Annotated in this window: 17 protein-coding genes, 1 tRNA gene and 1 pseudogene; 12 read left to right on the top strand and 7 right to left on the bottom strand. The window is 56.6% G+C overall.

Features of this window, described 5'->3' with window-relative positions; translation table 11 throughout:
* Positions 1 to 243 (top strand): annotated as a pseudogene (locus CHB83_RS23840) (phosphoenolpyruvate carboxykinase (ATP)); the annotation flags it as partial.
* 62 nt (positions 244 to 305) lie between these two features.
* Here the strand turns inward: CHB83_RS23840 and CHB83_RS14665 are convergent.
* From CHB83_RS14665 to CHB83_RS14655, 3 genes are all read right to left on the bottom strand, one after another.
* A complete protein-coding gene (locus CHB83_RS14665; protein WP_089333151.1) occupies positions 306 to 1,064 on the bottom strand; it encodes a DUF475 domain-containing protein in 759 nt (252 codons plus the stop codon).
* Positions 1,065 to 1,083: 19 nt separating this feature from the next.
* On the bottom strand, positions 1,084 to 1,809 hold the full coding sequence (locus tag CHB83_RS14660) for a DUF2490 domain-containing protein (RefSeq protein WP_052695289.1): 726 nt from the start codon (positions 1,807 to 1,809) through the stop codon (positions 1,084 to 1,086).
* 144 nt (positions 1,810 to 1,953) lie between these two features.
* The gene (locus CHB83_RS14655) at positions 1,954 to 3,300 is read right to left on the bottom strand and encodes a CitMHS family transporter (RefSeq protein ID WP_317044793.1); all 1,347 of its coding nucleotides are present in this window, start codon (positions 3,298 to 3,300) and stop codon (positions 1,954 to 1,956) included.
* A 122-nt stretch (positions 3,301 to 3,422) separates the two neighbouring features.
* Here CHB83_RS14655 and CHB83_RS14650 point away from each other — a divergent pair, with 122 nt between their 5' ends.
* Positions 3,423 to 4,106 carry a response regulator transcription factor gene (locus CHB83_RS14650; protein ID WP_045689019.1) on the top strand — a complete coding sequence of 228 codons (684 nt, stop codon included), beginning with the start codon at positions 3,423 to 3,425 and terminating at the stop codon, positions 4,104 to 4,106.
* 32 nt (positions 4,107 to 4,138) lie between these two features.
* Entirely contained in the window at positions 4,139 to 5,419 is a 1,281-nt protein-coding gene (locus CHB83_RS14645; protein ID WP_089333148.1) for a sensor histidine kinase, read from the top strand.
* A gap of 26 nt (positions 5,420 to 5,445) precedes the next feature.
* On the opposite strand, the gene CHB83_RS14640 is transcribed toward CHB83_RS14645, so the two are convergent.
* On the bottom strand, positions 5,446 to 6,474 hold the full coding sequence (locus CHB83_RS14640) for an enolase C-terminal domain-like protein (protein WP_089333147.1): 1,029 nt from the start codon (positions 6,472 to 6,474) through the stop codon (positions 5,446 to 5,448).
* A 213-nt stretch (positions 6,475 to 6,687) separates the two neighbouring features.
* Between CHB83_RS14640 and CHB83_RS14635 the strand changes: the two genes are divergently transcribed.
* The 7 genes from CHB83_RS14635 to CHB83_RS14605 all read left to right on the top strand — a co-directional run bounded on the left by CHB83_RS14635 (position 6,688) and on the right by CHB83_RS14605 (position 16,437).
* Positions 6,688 to 8,106 (top strand): dicarboxylate/amino acid:cation symporter, encoded by a 1,419-nt coding sequence (locus CHB83_RS14635; protein ID WP_045689020.1) that lies wholly within the window; start codon positions 6,688 to 6,690, stop codon positions 8,104 to 8,106.
* A gap of 223 nt (positions 8,107 to 8,329) precedes the next feature.
* On the top strand, positions 8,330 to 8,977 hold the full coding sequence (locus tag CHB83_RS14630) for a hypothetical protein (RefSeq protein ID WP_089333146.1): 648 nt from the start codon (positions 8,330 to 8,332) through the stop codon (positions 8,975 to 8,977).
* Positions 8,978 to 9,170: 193 nt separating this feature from the next.
* The gene (locus CHB83_RS14625) at positions 9,171 to 10,562 is read left to right on the top strand and encodes a M16 family metallopeptidase (RefSeq protein ID WP_045689012.1); all 1,392 of its coding nucleotides are present in this window, start codon (positions 9,171 to 9,173) and stop codon (positions 10,560 to 10,562) included.
* 36 nt (positions 10,563 to 10,598) lie between these two features.
* Positions 10,599 to 12,158: a M16 family metallopeptidase gene (locus tag CHB83_RS14620; RefSeq protein ID WP_089333145.1), complete on the top strand. Its 1,560-nt coding sequence runs from the start codon at positions 10,599 to 10,601 to the stop codon at positions 12,156 to 12,158.
* 224 nt (positions 12,159 to 12,382) lie between these two features.
* Positions 12,383 to 13,264 carry a T9SS type A sorting domain-containing protein gene (locus CHB83_RS14615; RefSeq protein ID WP_089333144.1) on the top strand — a complete coding sequence of 294 codons (882 nt, stop codon included), beginning with the start codon at positions 12,383 to 12,385 and terminating at the stop codon, positions 13,262 to 13,264.
* Between the two features lie 145 nt (positions 13,265 to 13,409).
* On the top strand, positions 13,410 to 13,946 hold the full coding sequence (locus CHB83_RS14610) for a hypothetical protein (RefSeq protein WP_045689016.1): 537 nt from the start codon (positions 13,410 to 13,412) through the stop codon (positions 13,944 to 13,946).
* Between the two features lie 160 nt (positions 13,947 to 14,106).
* On the top strand, positions 14,107 to 16,437 hold the full coding sequence (locus CHB83_RS14605) for a GAF domain-containing protein (RefSeq protein WP_045689021.1): 2,331 nt from the start codon (positions 14,107 to 14,109) through the stop codon (positions 16,435 to 16,437).
* 45 nt (positions 16,438 to 16,482) lie between these two features.
* Here CHB83_RS14605 and CHB83_RS14600 read toward each other — a convergent pair whose 3' ends face one another.
* The 3 genes from CHB83_RS14600 to CHB83_RS14590 form a co-directional block, all read right to left on the bottom strand.
* Positions 16,483 to 17,124 (bottom strand): phosphatase PAP2 family protein, encoded by a 642-nt coding sequence (locus CHB83_RS14600; protein WP_089333143.1) that lies wholly within the window; start codon positions 17,122 to 17,124, stop codon positions 16,483 to 16,485.
* 149 nt (positions 17,125 to 17,273) lie between these two features.
* Positions 17,274 to 17,355, bottom strand: a tRNA-Leu gene (locus CHB83_RS14595).
* Between the two features lie 135 nt (positions 17,356 to 17,490).
* Positions 17,491 to 18,207: a phosphatase PAP2 family protein gene (locus CHB83_RS14590; protein ID WP_052695293.1), complete on the bottom strand. Its 717-nt coding sequence runs from the start codon at positions 18,205 to 18,207 to the stop codon at positions 17,491 to 17,493.
* 132 nt (positions 18,208 to 18,339) lie between these two features.
* Between CHB83_RS14590 and CHB83_RS14585 the strand changes: the two genes are divergently transcribed.
* Positions 18,340 to 18,984: a class I SAM-dependent methyltransferase gene (locus CHB83_RS14585; protein WP_179225538.1), complete on the top strand. Its 645-nt coding sequence runs from the start codon at positions 18,340 to 18,342 to the stop codon at positions 18,982 to 18,984.
* 190 nt (positions 18,985 to 19,174) lie between these two features.
* Entirely contained in the window at positions 19,175 to 21,007 is a 1,833-nt protein-coding gene (locus CHB83_RS14580) for a M61 family metallopeptidase (RefSeq protein WP_245855363.1), read from the top strand.
* The last annotated feature ends 163 nt before the right edge of the window (positions 21,008 to 21,170 follow it).

Genomic DNA, 21,170 nt, shown 5'->3' with positions numbered 1-21,170 from the left:
GACGGCCAGCTCCACGCCGTTGCCTATCACCGCCACCCCGTCTTTGGCGTGGACGTACCGGCCACGGTGCCCGGCGTGCCCAGCGCCCTGCTCGATCCGCGCCAGACCTGGGCCGACGTGGAGGCCTACGACAAAACGGCCGCTGAACTGGCCGAGCAGTTTGTGGCTAACTTCCACAAATTTGCCGACTTCGCCACTGCTGATATCCTGGCTGGCGCCCCCACCGTGGCGGTTGCCGTGTAGTCTTTCCCAGGTATACTAACAGTATTGCCCCTACTCCAGCTACGCGCGAGGTAGGGGCAATTTTATTTGGCTATCTGCTGCTTTACCCAGGAGGTGAATAGAGGTACGGCAAACACGGCTACGGTGAGCACGGTAAGGCCTGCATCGGCGGCTTCGCTGCTCAGGAAGTGGCTGAAGGGGTGGTGGGGCTGGAAATGCTCAAAGAGGGAAAGCAGCAGCTTCAGGCCCAAAATACCAATAACCACGAAGGCAGCCGTTTCCAGAAACGGGTACTTGCCCATCAGCAGCACGAAGGCCTGCGCCACTAAGCGCATGGCCAGAATGCCAATGAATACGCCCCCACAAATCAGAATTAGGTTGTCGGTGAAGGCCACCACGGCAAACACGTTGTCGATAGAAAAGGCCAAGTCCATCAGCTCAATCAACGCCACCGTGGCCCAAAACTTTCCAAATAGGCCCAGGGTACTGCGGTAAAACCAGCTCTGCTGCTTGTCAACCCCCTCATCATCGTCTGAACCCGCATCCTTCGACCGGAAGTGGTCGGCAGCTAGGTAGAATAGATACAAGCCACCCAGAGGTTTCAGGAACCAGAACCGAATGAGGTAAGAAGCAAACAGAATACACAGCCCCCGAAACACGTAGGCTCCAATGATGCCGTACTGCAACGCTTTCTTTCGCTGTTCCCTAGGCAAATCGCCGACCATAGTGGCCAGCACGGCAGCGTTATCAATGGAGAGCAGGCTTTCGATGATAACGAGGTTACCCACAATGGCTAGCGCCGCCAAAGGATTGTCGAGTATTTCTTGCAGGTGGCTGTTCATGCGGAATGGAAAAGAATATTTACTGCGGTAGAAAGCGCGGCCGCCGAGTAGGCAACGCGTCCGGCCACCCAAAGTCGTGGCGAATGAGTAGGGCTACGTAATGGTTATGGTTGCCGCCCGCCTCAAGCTGGGTCATCCACAGGCCTTCTACCCCCAGGTTCTTGTTGAACACGTGGCCTACACCGGCCCAAATGCGGTTACTATCGAAGGGCTGAGGGCCGTCGCTAATGCGAATTTCGTCTTTCAGCGTAGCGTACCACGAGGCGTTTTCAATAGTGCGCGGGCCCAGCGGTACGCGTAAGGAGGCGAGGTAGCGAAAGCGCATGGCAAAGCCAGCGGCCGTCCAGCGTTCCTCCACGCGGTAGCGGTGCAACAGGCGGGAGCGGCCAAACTTGTTGTTGACGATGAGCTGCTGGTACAGCCGGTTTTCGCGGCGGTCAAATTTCTCCGTTTCCTCCGGGTTAGAAAATGGCCGCAGTTGCAGGTACATGTAGCCTGCGGCTACGGAAGCGGGTAGGCTTTTAAGGTTATACTGCAAGTTGGCATTACCCAGCAAGAGGCGCGAATCGCCAAATGTATTGTAGCTCCGGTATTGCAGCACCGTGTTTACGTCGAAGCGCGGGCCTAAGGCACAGGTGCCGTTGTATTGCAGCCAGCTGCTGTACTTGGCTTTATCGCCTTGCGCCAGCGCCGTAGTAGTCAGCAGCCAGGCACCTACTACTAGAAAAAGCACATTCAGTTTCATGGGAATTGTGGTGGGATGTGGGAAGAAGACAGCAATAGATTCGGCGGGGCCTGTCCCACTCCTTCCCCCGTAAGCACAGGGAGCCATACGCCCCGCCAGGCGGAGGCATTTTCTGGCGCTAGAAAGTGGGTAGCTAGGCAGTGCTTAGATGGGCACTACCCCGAGCAGCAAGCAGGTAATGAGCATGACGACCACGGTGCCGCAAGCCCACTTCAGCGTAAAGCGCTGGTGGTCACCAAAATCGACACCAGCCAAGCCAGCCAGCAAGTAAGTGGAGGGCACCAATGGGCTCAGCAAGTGCACCGATTGCCCCAGCAAGGAGGCCTTCCCCATATCGGCTACCCCTACCCCAAACTGCGTGGCCGCTTTGGTCACCAAGGGTAGAATACCGAAGTAGTAGGCATCATTGCTCATGAAAAAGGTGAAAGGGGCACTGGTAATGCCCGTAAGAATGGGCAAGTGCGGCCCTAAGGAGTTGGGGATGAGCGTAACAATGGTGAGCGACATGGCATCTACCATCTTCGTGCCCGCCAGAATACCGGTGAAAATACCGGCCGCGAAGACCATACCGGCCACAATCATGGCGTTGCCGGCGTGGGCGTTGAGGCGGTTGCGCTGCTCACTCAGGCGGGGGTAGTTGATGAGCATACCCAGGGCAAAAGCCGTCATGAACAGCACGGGTAGCGGCACCACATCCATAAACAAGCCTACTAGCAGCGCCAGCGTAAGCAGGGCGTTTACCCACAGCAGCTTGGGGCGGCGCAGGCTTACATCCTCGTGGTTGGCTTCGGCCACCAGTTCCTCGGCATTCTCATCAATCTGAATGATTCCCAGGCGTTTTCGCTCCCGCTTACCGAAGATATAGGCCACGAATAGTACCCAGCCGGCGGCTACTACCATGGCCGGAATAAGGGGCGTAAATACCTCGGAGCTATCGAGGTGCAGGGCCGAAAGCACGCGGGCAGTGGGCCCGCCCCAGGGCAAAATGTTCATTACCGCACTCGACAGAAAAGCCGTGGCGGTGAGCACCAGCGGGTTCATGTGCAGGCGCCGGTAGAGAGGCAGCATGGCTGCTACCACAATGATGTAGGTGGTTGTCCCGTCGCCATCCAGCGACACGGCCAGGGCCAGCACGGCCGTTCCAATAACCACCTTGAGCGGGTCGCCGCCCACTACTTTCAGAATCTTGGCTACGATGGGGTCAAAGAGGCCCGCGTCGGTCATAATACCGAAATACATAATTGCGAAGATGAGCATGACCCCGGTGGGTGCAATCTTCTTCACGCCGTCCAGCATCATATCCCCAATCTCGGCCCGAAATCCGCCAATCAAGGCAAACAAAATAGGAATCAGAATAAGCGCCGTCATGGCAAACATGCGCTTGGACATGATCAGGTACATAAACGTACTGATCATTAGAAAGCCTAGCAATGAGAGCATTGGATGAGAGTAAAGGGTGGGAATGAGACTAGAGCAGCGGCGCGTAGCCAAATCATAGAGCGATAGTACTCGTCGATTTAGAATACATTTGGAAGACGCTGCTTTTGCCTGCTTTTAAAAGTGAGCAGTTACTTATTCGCCCGTTTACCCACTACCCTACCCCTCCTCCAGCCATGAAACTGTTGATTGTTGAAGACGAGCCGGAGCTGGCGGCAGGCCTAGAAAGCTACCTGCGGGGGCAGCACTACGTGTGCGAGCTAGCGGCTACCTTCGACCAAGCCCAGGAAAAAATGCTACTGTATGAGTACGACTGTATTCTGCTGGACCTGACGCTGCCTGGTGGCGACGGCCTGACGCTGCTACAGGAGCTAAAGCGGCAGCGTCCGGCGGCGGGGGTTATCATCACCTCCGCCCGCAGCGCGGTTGACGACCGAATTGCGGGTTTGCACCTCGGGGCCGACGATTACCTACCAAAGCCCTTCTTCCTGCCCGAGCTTAGTGCCCGCGTGGCGGCCATCGTTCGGCGCCGCCGCTTTGATGGTACCAACGAGGTGCGGGTGGGGGAGTTGCTGGTAGAGGTGGCACGCCGCGCTGCTACGGTGGCCGGCCAGCCGCTCAGCCTTACCCGCACGGAATTCGACTTGCTTCTACTCTTGCTGGCCAACCAAGGCCGGGTTATTAGCAAGGGTGCCATTGCCGAACATTTATCGGGGGATGCGGCCGAGCAATTTGACACGTTTGAAACGGTATATGCCCACGTGAAGAACCTCAAGCGCAAGCTCACGGAAGCCGGCGCGCCCAACTACATCCGCATGGTGTATGGCCTGGGCTACCGCTTCGACGCCGAACAGGGGTAGCCGCCTACCTGCCACAGCATTGTATCACGCCCATGAAACTCCTAACCCGTACTACGCTAATCTATTTGCTATATGCTAGTGTGGTGGCGGGGGCGGGCACGTTCGTATACTTCGAGGTTATTCATAAACTGTACTATGGCTACGTAGACCGCACCCTGAGCCGGCGCAAACTGCGGGTGCTCAAGGCCCTACGCCTCTACTTGCACAGCCCCGCTGATTTGGCCTACTGGCACCAGCTAGACCACAACGTGGAGTTCGTGCCACTGCCTACTCTACCAGCCCGCCAGCCCGACCGCATCGGCCAGCGCATCATGTACAACGAGCTAACTGGCAAGGTGCAGCCCTACCGCCAACTTGCGGCCCCCATTACATTTCAGGGACGGCCATATGAATTACAAATCCGCTTGTCGTTGCTGGATACGCAAGGGCTATTGTGGCGCATGGCCCTTACGGGAGTTGGGTTGTTTGGAGTGCTGGGTCTGGGTATGCTAGGCTTGCAGGTGGTGCTTAACCGCCGCTTGTGGCAGCCTTTCTACTACCTTCTCAACCAGTTGCAGAAGTATAAGCTCAACCGCAGCCAGCCCATAACGCTGCCGCCCACTCAAGTGCGAGAATTTCGGGAGTTGTACGAGGCAGTACAACTGCTACTGCGCCAAAACCAGCGGGTGTACCGGCACCAGAAAGAGTTTTCGGAAAACGCCGCCCACGAAATACAAACACCGCTGGCCATCCTGCGTGCTCAGCTCGATTTGCTGGTGCAGGCGCCGGGCCTCACGGAGGAACAGGCCGGCTACATTGAGCGCATGATGAGCGTGACGCACCGGCTTACTCACCTTACTAAAAGCTTGCTGCTCCTAGCCCAGCTCGACAGCCAGCTGTATTTCCCCACCGAACTAGTTGATATGGCGGGTGTTGTCCGGGCACAGTTAGTCCAGTTGCAAGATCAGCTTTCGGCCCGAGGTATTACGCTGACTACTTCCTTGGCCGCGTCCGTTCCGCTACGCATGCACCGCGTGCTGCTGGAAGTTCTGGTCAGCAACCTGCTTGTCAATGCCATTCGCCACAACCATACAAATGGGCAGCTTGCCGTAACTCTTACTACCAGTTCGCTCACGATAGAGAATACGGGGCGTGCTCAGTCGTTGCTGGATACGGGGCTGTTTGAGCGCATGCGTACCGCCCCCGATAGCCCGGCCGAAAGTGTAGGCTTAGGCTTAACTCTCGTGCAGCAGATATGCACCCACTGCGGCCTACCGCTGCGCTATACATACACGGAGCCTGGCCGCCATCACCAACAGGTTCTGTTCGGCTAGGTGGTAGCAAACCGGGCACCGCTTCGCTATAAAGCGGGCTGCTCTCCGTACGGACGCAAGAATCCTTGCTCCTCTCCTACCAGCTCAAACGGCTCATTTTGCAGAATTAGGAAGCCATCCAGGTCGCAGATGCCGGCTAGGGAGCTGACTTGCAGGGCCGACCAAATTCCCAAGGAGGTTTCTACCATGCAACCAAGCATGGTTTGAAGACTGTGGGCCCGCGTTTCGCGCAAAATACGCAGGCCGTTGAGGTAGCCACCCGCCTTCATCAGCTTCATATTGACGCCATCGAACTGACGGGCAATTTCGGCAAAGTCCGCTACGTCTGTCACCGACTCATCCGCAAACACGGGGCAGCCCACTTTGCCCTTCAAGGCCCAGTAGCCCTCAGCTTGGTTGGCCGGCAGGGGTTGCTCCACCAGCCGAACTTGCAGGCCCGGCAAGGCCCGAATACTTTCCCAGTCGCGGGCGAAGCTGTCGGCGTCGGACCAGGCTTCGTTGCCGTCAATGAGTAGGTCGCGGCCGGGAAACAGGCGCGTCACCTCCCGTAATAAGTCTACGGCTCCTTCGCGGTTTACTTTAATTTTCAGGAGTGGAAAACGGCCGATGTTGTGCTCCCGCACAAACGCCGCTACTGCACCCGGCTCCATAATGGGCAAAGAAGCCGCCGTGGGTACGGCCGCCGCGGGCGGAGGTAGTCCCAGCCACGCCGCCACGGATTGTCCCGCCCGGGCGGCTTCCCAGTGTACCAGCGCCGACTCCAGCGCGAAGCGGAGCGCGTGGGCTGGAGGCCGCACGCTTAGGAACTCGGTTAGCTCGGGCAGGGAACGACAGTGCCCTAACCCTGCTGCTACCAGTGCTTCAAACTCGGCTTGTAGTGCTTCCGGGGTTTCGCCGTAGCGCACGTTGGGTGCGGCCTCCCCCCAGCCTATTGGTCCGCCTGCCTCATCCAGCACGTGCAGGAGCAGGTTGGTTTTAACATCGGCAGCGTTGCGGGAAATTTTCCAGGTGTAGCGAAGCGGTAGCGTAAGAGGGGTGAGCGACCAGACAAGCATGAACGGGAGCTGAGGGAGTAAGCAAATGAACAACCAAGGTAGTACAGGAGAACTTAACGGTAGGTTTGCCCCAGGCAAATCAGTGGTCCGTTTTCTTGCTATACGGTAGCTCTCCACATGGTAGTTATGTTCCGGCGGCAGCTACACTGTACTGCCCGCGCCAAAAACCTATCTTTGCTGCATTCCTGCCATTTACTTCCCCGACTGCTGCGCATGAAGTTTTCGCGACTCGCACTCCTTGTTTTTATTCTGTTCATTGTGGCTGCTGCCCTCACGGCCCTAGTTGCCAACGGCGGCGCCTTATCCCCGACGGTGCCTTTGGTAGCCCGCTGGCTGTTTCTTCTCTCCATGCTGGTGCTGGCCTTCCAGCGCCGCTCCATCACGTTTTGGATTGTGGTGAGCATGTTTATCGGGGCCGAGATTGGGCACGATTTCCCCGCGCAAGCAGTGAGCCTGAAAGTGCTCAGCGACGTATTCCTGCGGCTGGTAAAAACGATTATTGCCCCGCTGGTATTTGCTACGCTGGTAGTTGGTATTGCCGGCCACGCCGACCTGAAACAGGTAGGCCGTATGGGCCTCAAGGCTCTCATTTACTTTGAGATTGTAACCACTTTCGCGCTATTTATCGGGCTGGGAGCCATCAACCTCACCCGGGCTGGCGAAGGCGTAGACCGTAGCGGCATTCAAGCCGATCAGGAGCAGTTGGCTACCGTTAAGCAGACAACCTCGGACATTATCCTGCACATCTTCCCCGAGAACATTGCCAAGTCGGTGGCCGAAGGGCAGGTGCTACAGGTAGTAATCTTCGCCATCATTTTCGCTATTGGCTTAGCCATGGTCCACCAGAAGCACCGCCTCCCCATGCTGCAATGGACCGAAAGCCTCTCGGAGGTAATGTTCAAGTTTACCAACGTGGTAATGTTCTTTGCTCCCCTGGGAGTAGGAGGAGCACTGGCCTACACGGTAGGCAAAATGGGGTTTGCCCCTTTGCTCAATGCATTTAAGCTCCTGCTAACTCTGTATGGGGCGCTGGCGGCCTTCCTTGTGCTCATTCTGGTGCCTATTGCTCTTATTGCTCGCATCCCGCTCAAGCGGTTTGTGCTGTCCATTGCGGAGCCCGTAAGCATTGCGTTTGCTACTACCTCCTCCGAAGCAGCCCTGCCGCGCGCCATGGAGGCCATGGAAAGCATTGGCGTACCGCGTCGCATTGTAGCCTTCGTAATGCCCACGGGCTACTCCTTCAACCTTGATGGTACCACGCTCTACCTCTCGCTGGCATCTATTTTCGTGGCCCAAGCAGCTGGGGTTGAGCTGTCGTTTGGGCAACAGCTTGTGATGGTGTTTACCCTTATGCTTACCAGCAAGGGAGTAGCCGGCGTGCCCCGTGCCTCCCTCGTGATTCTGCTGGCTACCGTGGCCTCGTTTAACCTCCCTGCGTGGCCGGTGTTCATCATCCTGGGCATCGACGCGCTGATGGATATGGCCCGCACGGCCGTAAACGTTATTGGCAACTGCTTGGCCTCAGCGGTAGTAGCCCGGTGGGAAGGGGAATTTATTGACAACTACGTGGCCCCAACCACGGTAGAGCAGCTAGCCGAACCTGACAGCGTGTTAGCTCAATCGGCGCATTAATTGCGCTGCGCACCCTCAGAAAAGGGCATCGGGTCGGAGGGGGCCTGGTGCCCTTTTTGCATTCTGTCAATATCTAACAGGCTCCTAACGATAGCGCGCGGCTAGGCATAAATTATGTACTATATCTTTAAAGAATGTTTATACACCTATTTCTATATTTACGGAACCCAAGCAGCTAATTTTGAAGTTCAGCTCAGACCTTAATCATCTGATCCTAATCCATATGACGCTTGCGTATCGTTTCTTCTTCGTTGTGCTAGCTTCCGTAGCGTTAGCTGGCTGCAAGTCTAGTGAGAAAGCAATCTATGGCCTTGTTCATGCCAACCACTCGGTAGCAATTGGCAGTTTGCCGCGCTTAGAGCCCGTAATAGAGCAGGGGCCGCTGAGCAGTACGGAAGGCGCCCAGCCCGACGATGCGCCCAAAGTGTTCCGCCAGGAGCTGGCTTACCATATGGCTGAGCCCCAGGATAGCCTCAGTTTCGGGTACGCGAAGCTGGTAGTAACCGAAGCCGAAGTAACGCGCCCTGGCAAGGCCTTGCAGGCTTTCCAGATGATTACAATGATGACGCCCAGCTTGTTAGGCATTCCCTTGGAATGGTACCGTACCAATGTAAAAGCGGAGGTTCAAATCATCAATTCCAAGGGTGAAATAATTGGCACTTACGCTGGGCAGGGCCGCAGCAAAGTGCGGGTAGCCATGTACCACGGCTACGGCCAGAGCAAGGCACCCCGCCTTTCCGATGTGCAGGGCCTGCGCCTCGCTCTTGACCAGATTCGGCCTCAACTTGACGCCGACGCCGACACGCTCCGCCAGCTGCTGCGCGCGGCAGGCCCCTCGGAGGAGGTCATCGAAACATCTTCGGCAGAATAAGAACTACAACGCCCACGCAGGCTTTTATCCCGCCTGTCGTCTTGCCTCCTGGGCCGGATGACAGGCGGTTTGCATTGGGGACTATTACCAGGTGCCGCTAGCGGGCTGCAGGCAACCTTTCAAGCGAATCTGGTTACTTTGCCGCACCCCCTTCCCGCGGGGAAGAGGGTATTCACGCTCATTTTATTTCTGCATGAGACACTCCTTACCGGCCTTGCTGCTGGGCGCGGCGTTGCTTTCTGCGCCCGCCGCACAGGCGCAGAAGAAGGCAGCTACCAAAGCCACGAGCCCGGCTGCTACTGCGGCCGCGGCCCCGGCCTTTCCCTACCCTATTCAGCAACGGCAGTTGGCCAACGGCTTACAGGTGGTAACGGTGCCCTTCGATTCGCCGGGCCTCGCTTCCTTTTTCCTCGTAGTGCGCGCGGGCTCCCGCGACGAAGTAGAGCCGGGCCACACGGGCTTTGCTCACTTCTTTGAGCACGTAATGTTCCGGGGCACGGAGAAGTACTCCAAAGACCAGTACAACGATGTGCTGCAAAGCATTGGGGCCTCCGCCAACGCCAACACCTCCCTAGACCGCACCGTGTACCACATGACGGGCAACGCTCGCATGCTGGAAAAGATGTTTGAGGTAGAAGCCGACCGGTTTCAAAACCTAAAGTACCCAGAGCACGACTTCAAAGCGGAAGCCGGGGCTGTGAAGGGCGAGTACACCAAGAACTCCGCTTCGCTCTACACTCAGCTCAACGAGAAGGTAGCCGACGCCGCTTTTGACAAGCACACCTACGAGCACACCACAATGGGCTTCTTCAAAGACATCGTGGACATGCCCAATCAGTATGAGTACTCGCGCACCTTCTTCGACCGGTTTTACCGCCCCGAGTACACTACGCTGCTGGTAGTAGGCGACGTGAAGCCGGATGAAGTGAATAAGCTGGCCGACAAGTACTTTGCAAATTGGAAGCGGGGTAGCTACCAGCCCAGCATTCAGCCGGAGCCTGCCCAAACGGCCACCCGGAGTGTGCACATTCAGAACGCCAACTTTCCACCTATGGTGAGCCTGAGCTACCGCGCCCCGGCTTTCTCCGATCAGCAGAAAGACTTTCCGGCCCTGGACATTCTGACTACCATGCTGTTTGCTGAGAACTCGCCGCTGTACGAAAAGCTGGTGGTGAAGGAGCAGAAAGTGCGCTTTGTGGGCGGCGGCCCCAACTATACCCGCGACCCATACCTGCTCACCATGCGGGCCTCGGTAGTAAAGCCAGCCGACATGGCCTACGTGCGCGACCAGATTGTACAGGCCCTTGATGAGCTAAAGACTAAACCCGTAGATGCCAAGCGCCTTGCCGATACCAAGTCGGCGCTCAAGTATGGTTTCTTAATGGGCCTAGACGCCCCTGACCAGGTAGCCAATGCCCTGGCCCAGTTTATCTGGCTTACCGGCGACGCCAACTCCCTGAACCGCTACTACGCCCTCTACGACCAAGTGACGCCCCAAGACATTCAGGCAGCGGCCCAGAAGTACTTCGTGCCCGAGCACCTTACGGTAGGTACCATTGGCCCCAATGCTACGGGCGGGCTATAGGGCTCCTGGCTTTTCTTTCTCGTTGATTTTTCTTCCATGAAACATACATTTTTTCGCATTCTGCTGGTTACTGCGCTGCTGGGGCCGGCAGTGGCCGCCCCGGTACATGCCGCCGAGGTAGTGGAACTGCGCCAGCCCAACGCCGCCAAGGTGGTCGTGAAGCTACAGTTCCGCAATGGCTCTGCCGCCGACCCGGTGGGCAAAGAAGGTCTTACCTTCCTGACCAGTCAACTGCTCACCGAGGGCGGCACCAAGGACATGACCTCGGCTCAGCTGAAGAACTTCCTCTACCCCATGGCGGCGCGCTACTACGCTACTACCGATAAGGAAGTCACCACCTTCACCTTTGAGTTTCACCGCGACTTCATTGCTAAGTTTTACCCAGTGCTGCGGGGCCTGCTGCTCACGCCGAGCTTCACCCAGGAAGACTTTGACCGCCTCAAAAGCAACCAGCTTAACTATGTAGAGCAAGTAATTCGGGCTTCTTCGGACGAGGACTACAGCAAGTTTGCGCTGGAGGACCAGCTGTTTCGGGGTACGCGCTACCAGCACATGACGCGCGGCACGGCGGCGGGCGTCAAGAGCATTACCCTGGCCGATGTGCAAAAGCACTACGCCACGGCCTTTGGCAACGATAACCTCACCATTGGCTTGGCCGGCAACTACCCAACTTCATTTGCCAAGCAAGTGGAATCCGACCTGAAGAAGCTACCCAAAAGCTCGGTTAAAACGGCGGTACCCGTGGCGGCCATGCCCAACGGCGTGCACGTAGAAATCATTAGCAAGCCCGATGCCCTGGGCTCGGCGGTGTATGCGGGCTTCCCCATTCAGACTACTCGCGCCCAGGACGATTTTGCGGCACTGATGGTAGCCAACTCTTGGCTGGGCGAGCACCGCAAAAGCTACGGCAAGCTCTACGACAAGATTCGGACGACGCGCTCCATGAACTACGGCGACTACAGCTACGTGGAGTGGTACGAGGCTGGGGGCTCCAATATGCTACCCGTACCGGGCGTGCCGCGCCACGCCAACTACACCAGCCTGTGGCTGCGCCCGGTGCAGATTGCCGAGGGGTTACGCAAGCAGTACCCCACCGAACTAGGCGACTTGAAGGTGGGCCATGCTCCGTTTGCCTTGCGCCTAGCCGTTCGGGAGATGGACAACGTTGTGAAGAATGGCCTGAGCAAGGAAGATTTTGAGCGTACGCGCACCTTCCTGCGTTCCTACGTGAAGCTCTACGGCACCACGCCGGCCAAGCAGCTCGGCTTCCTGCTCGACTCGCGCTTCTACGGCCGTAAAGACTGGCTCAACGATGTGGATGGTCAGCTAGCCAAGCTCACCGTGGACGATGTGAACCGTGCCATTCGCAAATACTGGCAAGTGCAAAACATGTACGTAACCATTGTTACGGATGACAGCGAGGCGCAACCCCTAGCCGACGTACTAAAAACTAACGCTCCTTCTCCCATGAGCTACGCCAACGTAGTGAAGGCGGGCTTGCCCCAGGAGGTAGTGGCTGAAGACGCGCAAGTAGCTACCTACAAGCTAAATGTAACCGACGTAAAGGTGGTTGACACCAAAGACACCTTCCGCTAGGCAAGTGTCTTTGGTATTGTTTAGCCGCGCACTCTGGTCCTATTGCGGCTACGCTTAGCTCCAACTGCATGTAGTACGCTGGGCCTGCTTCTATATAGAAAAACCGCTTTGGTTATTAACCAGAGCGGTTTTTCTATTTTCTGATTAAACTTTAGTGTACGGCCTACATCTATGAGACTGAAACCTGGTATTCCTTCGTTACCCTACCAACGTTAGCTCGCCGAATGAAAGCATTTACCTGTACCCTAGCTTTGTGCGCCCTGCTAGTTGGCCCAGCTGCAGTAGCACAGAATCTACAAACCGCTCCTGCGCAAAGCTCCACGGCCCCCGCCCGCCAAGAGCTACGCGCCTACGTACAGCAGAACGTACTACCAGTAGTGCGCCAGCAGCGCCAGAAGCTGGAAGCCCTACTCACCACCTCCGATAAGGCCCAGCTGGCCATTTACCGCACCCAACTGCGTGAAACCCGCCAGAAAAGCCAAGCCTTGCGGCGCAGCTTCCGCAGCCCTACCTCCGGTGAAACTACCTCTACCCTCACCGAAACCCAGAAGCAACAAACCGAGCAACTGCGGGCCGAAACCAAAGCTATTTTGCAGAACGTAGAACAGCTAGGCCTGAAGTATCAGACTGAAATTGCCAAGCTCGCCCAGGAAGTGCAGCCCCAGAAGGAAAAGTGGGCCGCCGATACCAAAACCATTTTAGCGCGCACCCTCACACCCGAGCAGTCGGAAGCTTTGGGCCGTCGCAAGGACCGCAAGCTGCACCGCGCTGGTACCATGGCACGCTACTTCCGGCCCGGCGCCTTCTTGTTGCTAGACCCCAATAAGCCTGCTCCCGCGGCCCGCAGCACCAGCACCACGAGCGTGTATCCTAACCCAACTACCGCCGTCAGCCAGATTGAGTACGACCTGAAAAAGGACGGTTCCGTTACTGTGGAGCTTCTTGATAGCCGCGGCAATACGCTCCGTACCGTAGCGCAACAGACCGAGCAGGAAAAAGGGCCCCACACTCTTGCCATCAACGTTGCCGACCTACCCAATGGCACCTACTACTTCAAGATTACTACTAAGGACGGGGCAGAAACGCGCCGCTTCGTGAAGGAGTAGCACTGCCTGCGCGCTAGCTGAGGCAAGGAAATAATACTCTCCTTACTACCGTTACAAAGCCTACCTCCGCGCGAGGTAGGCTTTTTTGCGCGCGTGCTCCGGCATTGACAAGTGCAGATGCGCTACCTGACTATCTTTACGCCCTATGTTGCGCCCCCTCTTTACCTGGTTTGTTCTCCTAGTCACTGCTGCTCTCCTGTCTGCCTGCTGCGGCTCCGTAGCGTGCGACTGCAATGACGAGTACGCCGACGCTCTTTTTCTGCGCTTCGACACGCTGGCTACTACTGGTTTTACCCGGCCAGAGCTACAGGCGGTGTACCTGGTCCGCACCCTGCTTAACGACACGGCCAGAGTGCCTGCCCGCGACACGGTAGCCCTTAGCCGTACCTTAGCGCGGGCGTATGATCCTGTTATCATCAACAACAACACCCCTTTTGTGCAATCGAGCGGGCGTAAGGTCGACCGCTATGGCTATCAGCTCTTGCTAGGCACGCGCAGAACACCCACCTTTCGGTTTGTAGTTGACAGCACCAATCTAGATAACAAGTACCAAGCTGATGGGTGTTGCACCTGCTATCAGAACACCAAGAAGGAAGTCTACCTCAATGGTAGCCGCACGCCCTTCGTAGCCACGGCCCCCTCCGGCGAAAACACAGCCGTATACATTCCCGTCCGGCGCTAAGGTTGCCGGTTGCGGTGTTAGGTAGCACGGTTGCGTAAGCTCGAGCATAAACCACTTAGTGGCACGTACCCAGGCGCGTTGGTGTTACGTATATTGGCGTAGCTCCTGCTTGAGGCCCATTGCCCCACCGGATTATGTGAGCTTCCGCTTCCCTGGCCCCATGGTAAAAGAACCTATTGCCCATCCTGCCACTGTCACTTTCCCGTTTCGCACCACGCTCAGCCTCGAGCCGCTCATAACGTATTGGCAAACGCGCGAACAAGATGCCAATGTGGGCGTAGCACAGCTCGCTCGCTTTATCGGCGAGCAGGTAGCTGCAGCAGACTGGGCGCGTGGCCCCATCACGGACATGGCCCAGCTAGAGTGTAACTGCGACTTGGTAGAAACGCTCATGATGGCGGTGTTTTCCCCTGCCGCTTTCAACAACGACATTATTGGCGCCATTCCGCCGTTTCAGCGCTATAGCTTCTACCACACGCCACGCTTTTCCGACGTGCTGCTGAATGCCAGCAAAACTATTAAGCAGCCGCTTAATATTGATATGCGGATGCTGGACACCTACACCACTCGAATGGCTTATCAGCTCATTCTAGAGAAGGTGTACGGGGTGAAGCTTCCCTTGCAGGGCAATATCATTTTCACCGTGCCCGACTACAGCATTGGTCTCTACCGGCACTACAGTGTAGAATTTACGTCTACTTTTTTGGAAGTTCGGGTAGAGGGTGAAAAGCCAGAACTAGCCCCAGAGCAGCTGGAGTATCTGGCCCGCAATCCGCACCGCTCCGACTTGTGGCAGCAACTCCTACCTCCCGAGAAGTTTTCCTTGGAAGGCTTCAACATTCTGCACTTGGTGGATGTAACAGAGCAGGAAATCCTCTCGGAGCTAAAATACGACCTGTTGGAGCGGGACGTGCTGCAAGCTTCCGACCGCCTAGAGCAGATTCAGGAAAAGCTACGGGTGTTATTTGGCCGCCCTTTCCTCCAACTGGGCATTGCCGCCTACGACGAAAAGAAGCGGGCGTTCGTGGATTTTGGCCGTAAAATCAACCACAGCTTCCTGACCAAGCAGCTTCACCACCAAGATGCGGGCTCGGGCTTTCGGCAGATCTACAGCCAGCTCTGGCAAGACCGCCAGCCCTTGGTACTCGAAGACGTTGAAAAAGCTGCCATACCCGAGGATTTGCGCCAGCAGATCATGAGCCTAGGCATCCGGTCGGCCATCTTGGCCCTACTTCCCTACGGCGACGATACGGTGGGCCTTTTGGAGCTAGGCTCTCCCAATGTGGGCGACCTGGACGAGTTCAGCCTGGAAAACGTAAACCAGTTTGTACCTCTGTTTGCGGTAGCAGTGAAACGCAACGCCGAGGAAATTCAAACCCGGGTGCAGGCCATTATCAAGGAGAAGTTCACGGCTATTCACCCCACCATGGAGTGGCGCTTCACCGACGCGGCCCAAAACCTGCTTCAGCAGCTCGACGACGGCAACAAAAACGCCGTGATGGAGGATATCGTCTTCCACGAAGTGTACCCGCTGCACGGCTCCTCCGATATTCGGGGTAGTAGCACGGCCCGCAACGAAGCCATTCAGGGCGACTTGATTGAGCACCTAACTTTGGCTAACAAGGTGTTGAAAAAGGCTTCTGAGCTGCAGCACCTACCCATCATCGACGAGCTGAAGTTCTACGTCAATAAAAACCTACGCCGCTTGCGTCAAGGTATTTTGACGGGCGACGAGGTCAGCATTTTCGAGTCGTTGCGGACGGAAGTAGAACCGCTGTTTGCCTACCTGGGCCAAAACAACCCGGAGTTACGGGCCATCATCAATGAGTACTGGAGCAACATTGACCCGGAGCTGGGGGTGCTGTACAAGCGGCGCAAGGCCTTTGAGGAAAGCACTACCATTCTTAACGACACCGTAAGTGATTACCTTGACGAGCAGGAGGAGCTGGCTCAGCAGATGTTCCCGCACTACTTCCAGCGGTTCAAAACCGATGGCGTGGAGCACAATATTTACGTGGGCGCTTCTCTGGTTGAGCACAAGCCCTTTGACTTGGTGTTCCTGAAAAACTTGCGGCTGTGGCAGTTGCTGGTGATGGTAGAGATTACGCGGCGCACTGCGGCCCTCAAGTCCCAGCTTCCCGTACCCCTGGATACTACCCAGCTTATTCTAATTCATAGCCAGCCGCTGAGCATCCGTTTCCGCCAAGACGAACGCCAGTTTGACGTGGATGGAGCCTACAACATTCGCTACGAGATTATTAAGAAGCGAATTGATAAGGCTACCGTGCAAGGCACTGGCGAGCGGCTTACTCAGCCGGGCTACATCGCGCTGGTGTATTCCCAGCAACGGGAAGCCGACGAATACTCGGAGTACATCGACTACCTCCAAGACCGAAACTTGTTGGAACCTGGCTTGGAGCATTTGGAGCTAGAAGAGTTGCAAGGCGTGAAGGGCCTACTTGCCTTGCGTGTAAAAGTGAGAATTAACTAAAAAGAGCCGCTTGCATGCCTTCCCAGAAGGTTGTAAGCGGCTTTTTCACCCTTCTACTTGCTGTTTCTCCCGCCACCACAACCGCAATGCGGTGCGCAGCAGAATAAGCCACACCAAGCCAACCGCAAACCCGGCCAATACGTCGGTGGCGTAGTGTACGTGCAAGTACACCCGGCTCAAACCGATTAGAAGAGCCCACAGTAATAGCAGAGTAGCCCACACAGGATGACGACGGTGGCGCCAGAGCAGCCACGCTAAGCACCCATAAAGAGCTAGCCCAATCATGGCGTGCCCGCTGGGAAAGCTCAAGCCAGCCTGCGGCAATAAGGCCGAGCTGGGCCGTAGGCGGTGAAAATGAGTTTTGAGGAGTTGGTTACATAACGCCGCCCCAGCCACGGCCCAAAATACCTCTACTGCTTCGCGGCGTTTTTCGCGCATTCGGAGCCCTAAGGGAATACCCACACCGGCCAGCACTAGGAAAGGCAGCGAAGCAAAAAACGTAACTACCCGCATTACCTCAGTTAACGCGGGCCATGCGGCTCGCGCTCTATCTACTTGCTGAAAAGCCCATTGATCAAATGTGACGGAGTGCTGCACAAACACGACCCGGGTGAGGTAGAAAAAGAGCAGCGCAGCAGCTACAAACACCCCGCTTACCAGCAGAATTTCCACGGTTAGGAAGCTCACCAGAGTGGTTAAGCGCGCTGAAAATGACTTCCTCTTCACAGACTACATGGTTTTTTACTTATAACGCAGCTCCTCGCAACGGTGTACTGCCTGATATTCCGGGAAGGTAGGAAAACAAAAAAGCCGACCCATTTCTGGATCGGCTTTCGTGCGCTCGGAGAGACTCGAACTCTCACACCTTTCGGAACTGCCGCCTGAAGACAGCGCGTCTACCAATTTCGCCACAAGCGCAAGTAATCGTTCAAATGCCAATTTCCCGTTTGGAGTGCCATTTGATGCTGCAAAGATAGGCGCCTTTTTCGACGTGTGTCAAGCTTCGACGTAAAAAAACCGCAAAAAAGTCGTTACAAAAAAGTCATTTCTGCGCTATATAGGCTGTTTTTCAGTTGATTGTAGTGGCTTTTTAAATCTGTTTTTCACTCGTTTTTCCAGCTGTTTTAGTAGGGGAATGGCCACTACCAGCCACACTACCCCTGCCGTGAAGCCAGCAAGTACGTCGGTGGCGTAGTGCACCCGCAGGTACACCCGCGTGAGGCCAATGAGCGCAATGAGCACTACGAGTGCGGCGGTGAGCGTCCAGCGCCAGAGAGGGCGCCGCACGTGGGTTTGGACTAAGTATATAAGCAAGCCATAGAAAGAGGCCGAAATCATAGCGTGCCCACTAGGGAAGCTCAGGCCGCTAGCTGACACAAGGGGCAGCAATGGCCGAGGCCGATGATACAGGTATTTGAGGGCTAGATTAAGCGTAATACTGCCTAAAGCTACTACGGGCACCAGCAGGGAGTACCAGCGGTGCCGCCGCATTAGCAGAAACCAGTTGACCAGGATGCCTGCGGTTATGGTAATGAAGTTGCGCGAGGCCAGAAACGTGACGCCCTCAACCCATTGCTGCCGACCTGACCCAAACAAATCCCGCGTCCAGCGAAACGCAGCCGCATCGAAAGAAGCAGCATCTTGGTCAAACACTTCGCGCCCAATGGCTAGAAACACCACCACGCCCAGCGCACCCAGCACCAGCGTAATGGCAAACTCCGTAATAAATAAGGTCAGGCCCGCCAGTAGGCGCTGCAAATGACTCGTCATAGGCGTGGAAAACTATTACGTACGAAAAAACTGCGCCAGAAGCTTCAACTTTTCAGTTCAAGCGCACAAGATGAACGCGCAACCGTATACTCTGCGCTTTACTTAAGCACAACCCGGTACCCATCAGCACACATGCCCCTCCCCGATTCAGGTTTCGATGTTGTAGCGGCCTTCTACGACCCGCTGGCCCGGTTGGTGTACGGGCGGGCCTTGCAACGGGCCCAAGAAGCTGCGCTGACTGCCCTACCGAAGGGGGCGCCACAGGTGCTGGTAATTGGCGGTGGAACGGGCTGGGTGCTGGGCGAAATCCTGAAGCGGCGGCCTGAGGCCCGTATAGTTTACTTGGAAGCTTCGCCCCGAATGATAGCGCGAAGCCAAGAGTTTTTGCGGAGCCAAGCGCCTACTCGCTACGCCCAGGTAGAGTTCCGCTTGGGTACCGAAGCAGCCCTGCAGACTACGGAGCAGTTCGATGCTATCATTACCTTTTTCTTTCTCGATCTGTTTGAGCCTGGCCGCCTGCGCCTATTAACTAGTCGGCTGTACGCGGCGCGCCACCGCGCCGCGCCGTGGTTGGTAGCCGACTTTGGGGTTCCTCGTACGTGGTGGCACCGGGTCTTGCTTGCTACGATGTATCGGTTTTTTGGTCTGACCACTGGCATCAGTGCACGCCAGCGCCCACCCATTGAGGCGGCACTGGGGCAGCTGGGAATGCAGCGGCGGGTAGTAGGCACCTTCTTCGGGGCGATGGTAGAAGCAGCAGAGTGGACGCAGGAATGAGGTAAGTAGAGCGCCTACTAAGCTAAGGGCTAGCTCAAGCAAAATTCCCAGAGTGGTAGCGGGCACGTGCGGCACCATTATTTCTGGCTGTGCAACCTGCCTAGTGTGCAGAGGTCCATAGTTGGGGTAGCGGTATTTCCTGCCTCGACGCTACCTTTAGGCCTCTTCCATTCTACTCCTCGCTATGCTGATGATGCGGAAATCTGCCGCCATATTGCTACTGAGCCTGCCGCTGGCCCTAAGCCGGCCGGCCGCAGCTCAGGCCCCCGTACACTACACCGTAGCCTTCCCCAATGCTGCGCACCACGAAGCCCGCATAACCGTAACGTTTCGCGACGTACCGGCCGGCCCCCTGCACGTGCGCATGGCCCGCTCCTCTCCCGGCCGCTATGCCCTTCATGAGTTTGCGAAGAACGTGTATGATGTGCAGGCCACTTCTGCCCAGGGCAAACCCCTGAGCGTGGTAAAGCCAGACCCTTACGGCTGGGATGTGACCGGTCATGACGGTACCGTTACCTTCACCTATACCTTGTTCGGCGACCGAACCGACGGCACCTACGCTGGTATCGACCAGCGCCATGCCCACCTCAATATGCCCGCCACGCTGGCTTTTGCCCGTGGCTTGGAGCAGCGCCCCGCTGAGGTGAAGTTTGAACTACCCGCGGGCTGGACAGTAGCATCGCAACTGCGCCCCGATGCCGGAGGCTACTACGCGCCCCACCTGCAATACCTAATGGATTCGCCTACTTCCTTGGGCCCACAAAAGGTGCGCAGCTGGCAGGAGCAAGGCCGCACTATTGAAATGCAAGTCCTGCACGAGGGTACCGACGCCGAGTTGGACGCGTACGTGGGGCAAACCAAGAAGGTAGTAAAGGAAGCTGCCGCCATCTTCGGCGGCTTGCCCGAGTACGACTTTGGCCGCTACACCTTCGTGGCAAACCATCTGCCCCAGACCAGCGGCGACGGTATGGAGCATCGTAACTCCACCTCCCTCACCAGCAACCGCCCCCTGCGCGGCACCGGCACCCTCGACAATCTGGGCACCGTTTCGCATGAGTTTTTCCACAGCTGGAATGTGGAGCGCATCCGCCCCCAGGATTTGGAGCCGTTTGACTTCGAGCGGGCCAATATGAGCAGCAACTTATGGTTTGCCGAAGGCTTCACCCAGTACTACGGGGAACTGCTGCTTCGCCGGGCGGGCGTGTATTCCGATGAGCAGTACTGCCAGGAAGCTCTCAGCGGCATAGTTGATGCCATGATCACTATGCCGGGGCCCAAGCGCTACTCGCCGGTGTACATGAGCCAGCAGGCACCTTTCGTAGACGCTGCTGCTGCTATTGACCCCAATAACCGCTCGAATACTTACTTGAGCTACTATTACATTGGGGCGGGCAACGCCCTGGCCTTGGATCTGGAGCTGCGGCAGCGCTTTAAAACCGACCTCGATACCTACATGCGTACGCTCTGGAAACAGCACGGGCAGCAGCAAAACTACGCACCAGCCAAGCCCTACACGCTGCAGGACCTGCAACGGGTGCTTGGTGAAGTGACTAAGGATACGGCTTTTGCCGGCCAGTTTTTCCGCCAGCATATCAGCGGCCACGAGCTACCCAACTATGAACAGTTGATGGCACCGGCCGGCTTCTTGGTACGCCGGGCGCATGCTGGCCAGGCCACGCTAGAAGCCCGTCTTCAGTTTAATCCCGATAGCAGTGCCACTCTGGGTACTACCCTGCTGGGTAGCCCCTTCTACCTAGCTGGCCTCGACCGAGAGGACGTACTGCTGAAAGTAGACGGCAAGAAGCCTACGAATGCCAAGGAAATGCAGCAACGCTTGGCCGCCCACAAGCCCGGCGACGTTCTACAGGTAGAAGTTCGCGCCCGGGAAGGAGTACGAACCGTACCAATCACCCTCCAGGAAAACTCAGATCTTGAAGTAGTACCCTACGAACTGGCTGGGCGCCCGCTCACTAAGGCTCAGAAGAAGTTTCGGGCGGCCTGGCTCAATGGCAAGGCTAAATAAGCCCAGCTTAACTTAAGCGTCGACTACGCCCACGCCGTTTTACCTGTATCAGAGCAAAAAGCCCCCGGCTATTGGTCCAACTAGATTGTAAGTTGGGCCAATAGCCGGGGGCTTTTTGCTCTAGCTTAGCGCGCTACTATGGTTTGTACACCTACGCGGGGCA

Origin of the sequence: Hymenobacter mucosus, from assembly GCF_900188255.1 — a bacterium.
Classification (GTDB): domain Bacteria; phylum Bacteroidota; class Bacteroidia; order Cytophagales; family Hymenobacteraceae; genus Hymenobacter; species Hymenobacter mucosus.
This window is presented reverse-complemented; position numbering and strand designations above follow the sequence as displayed.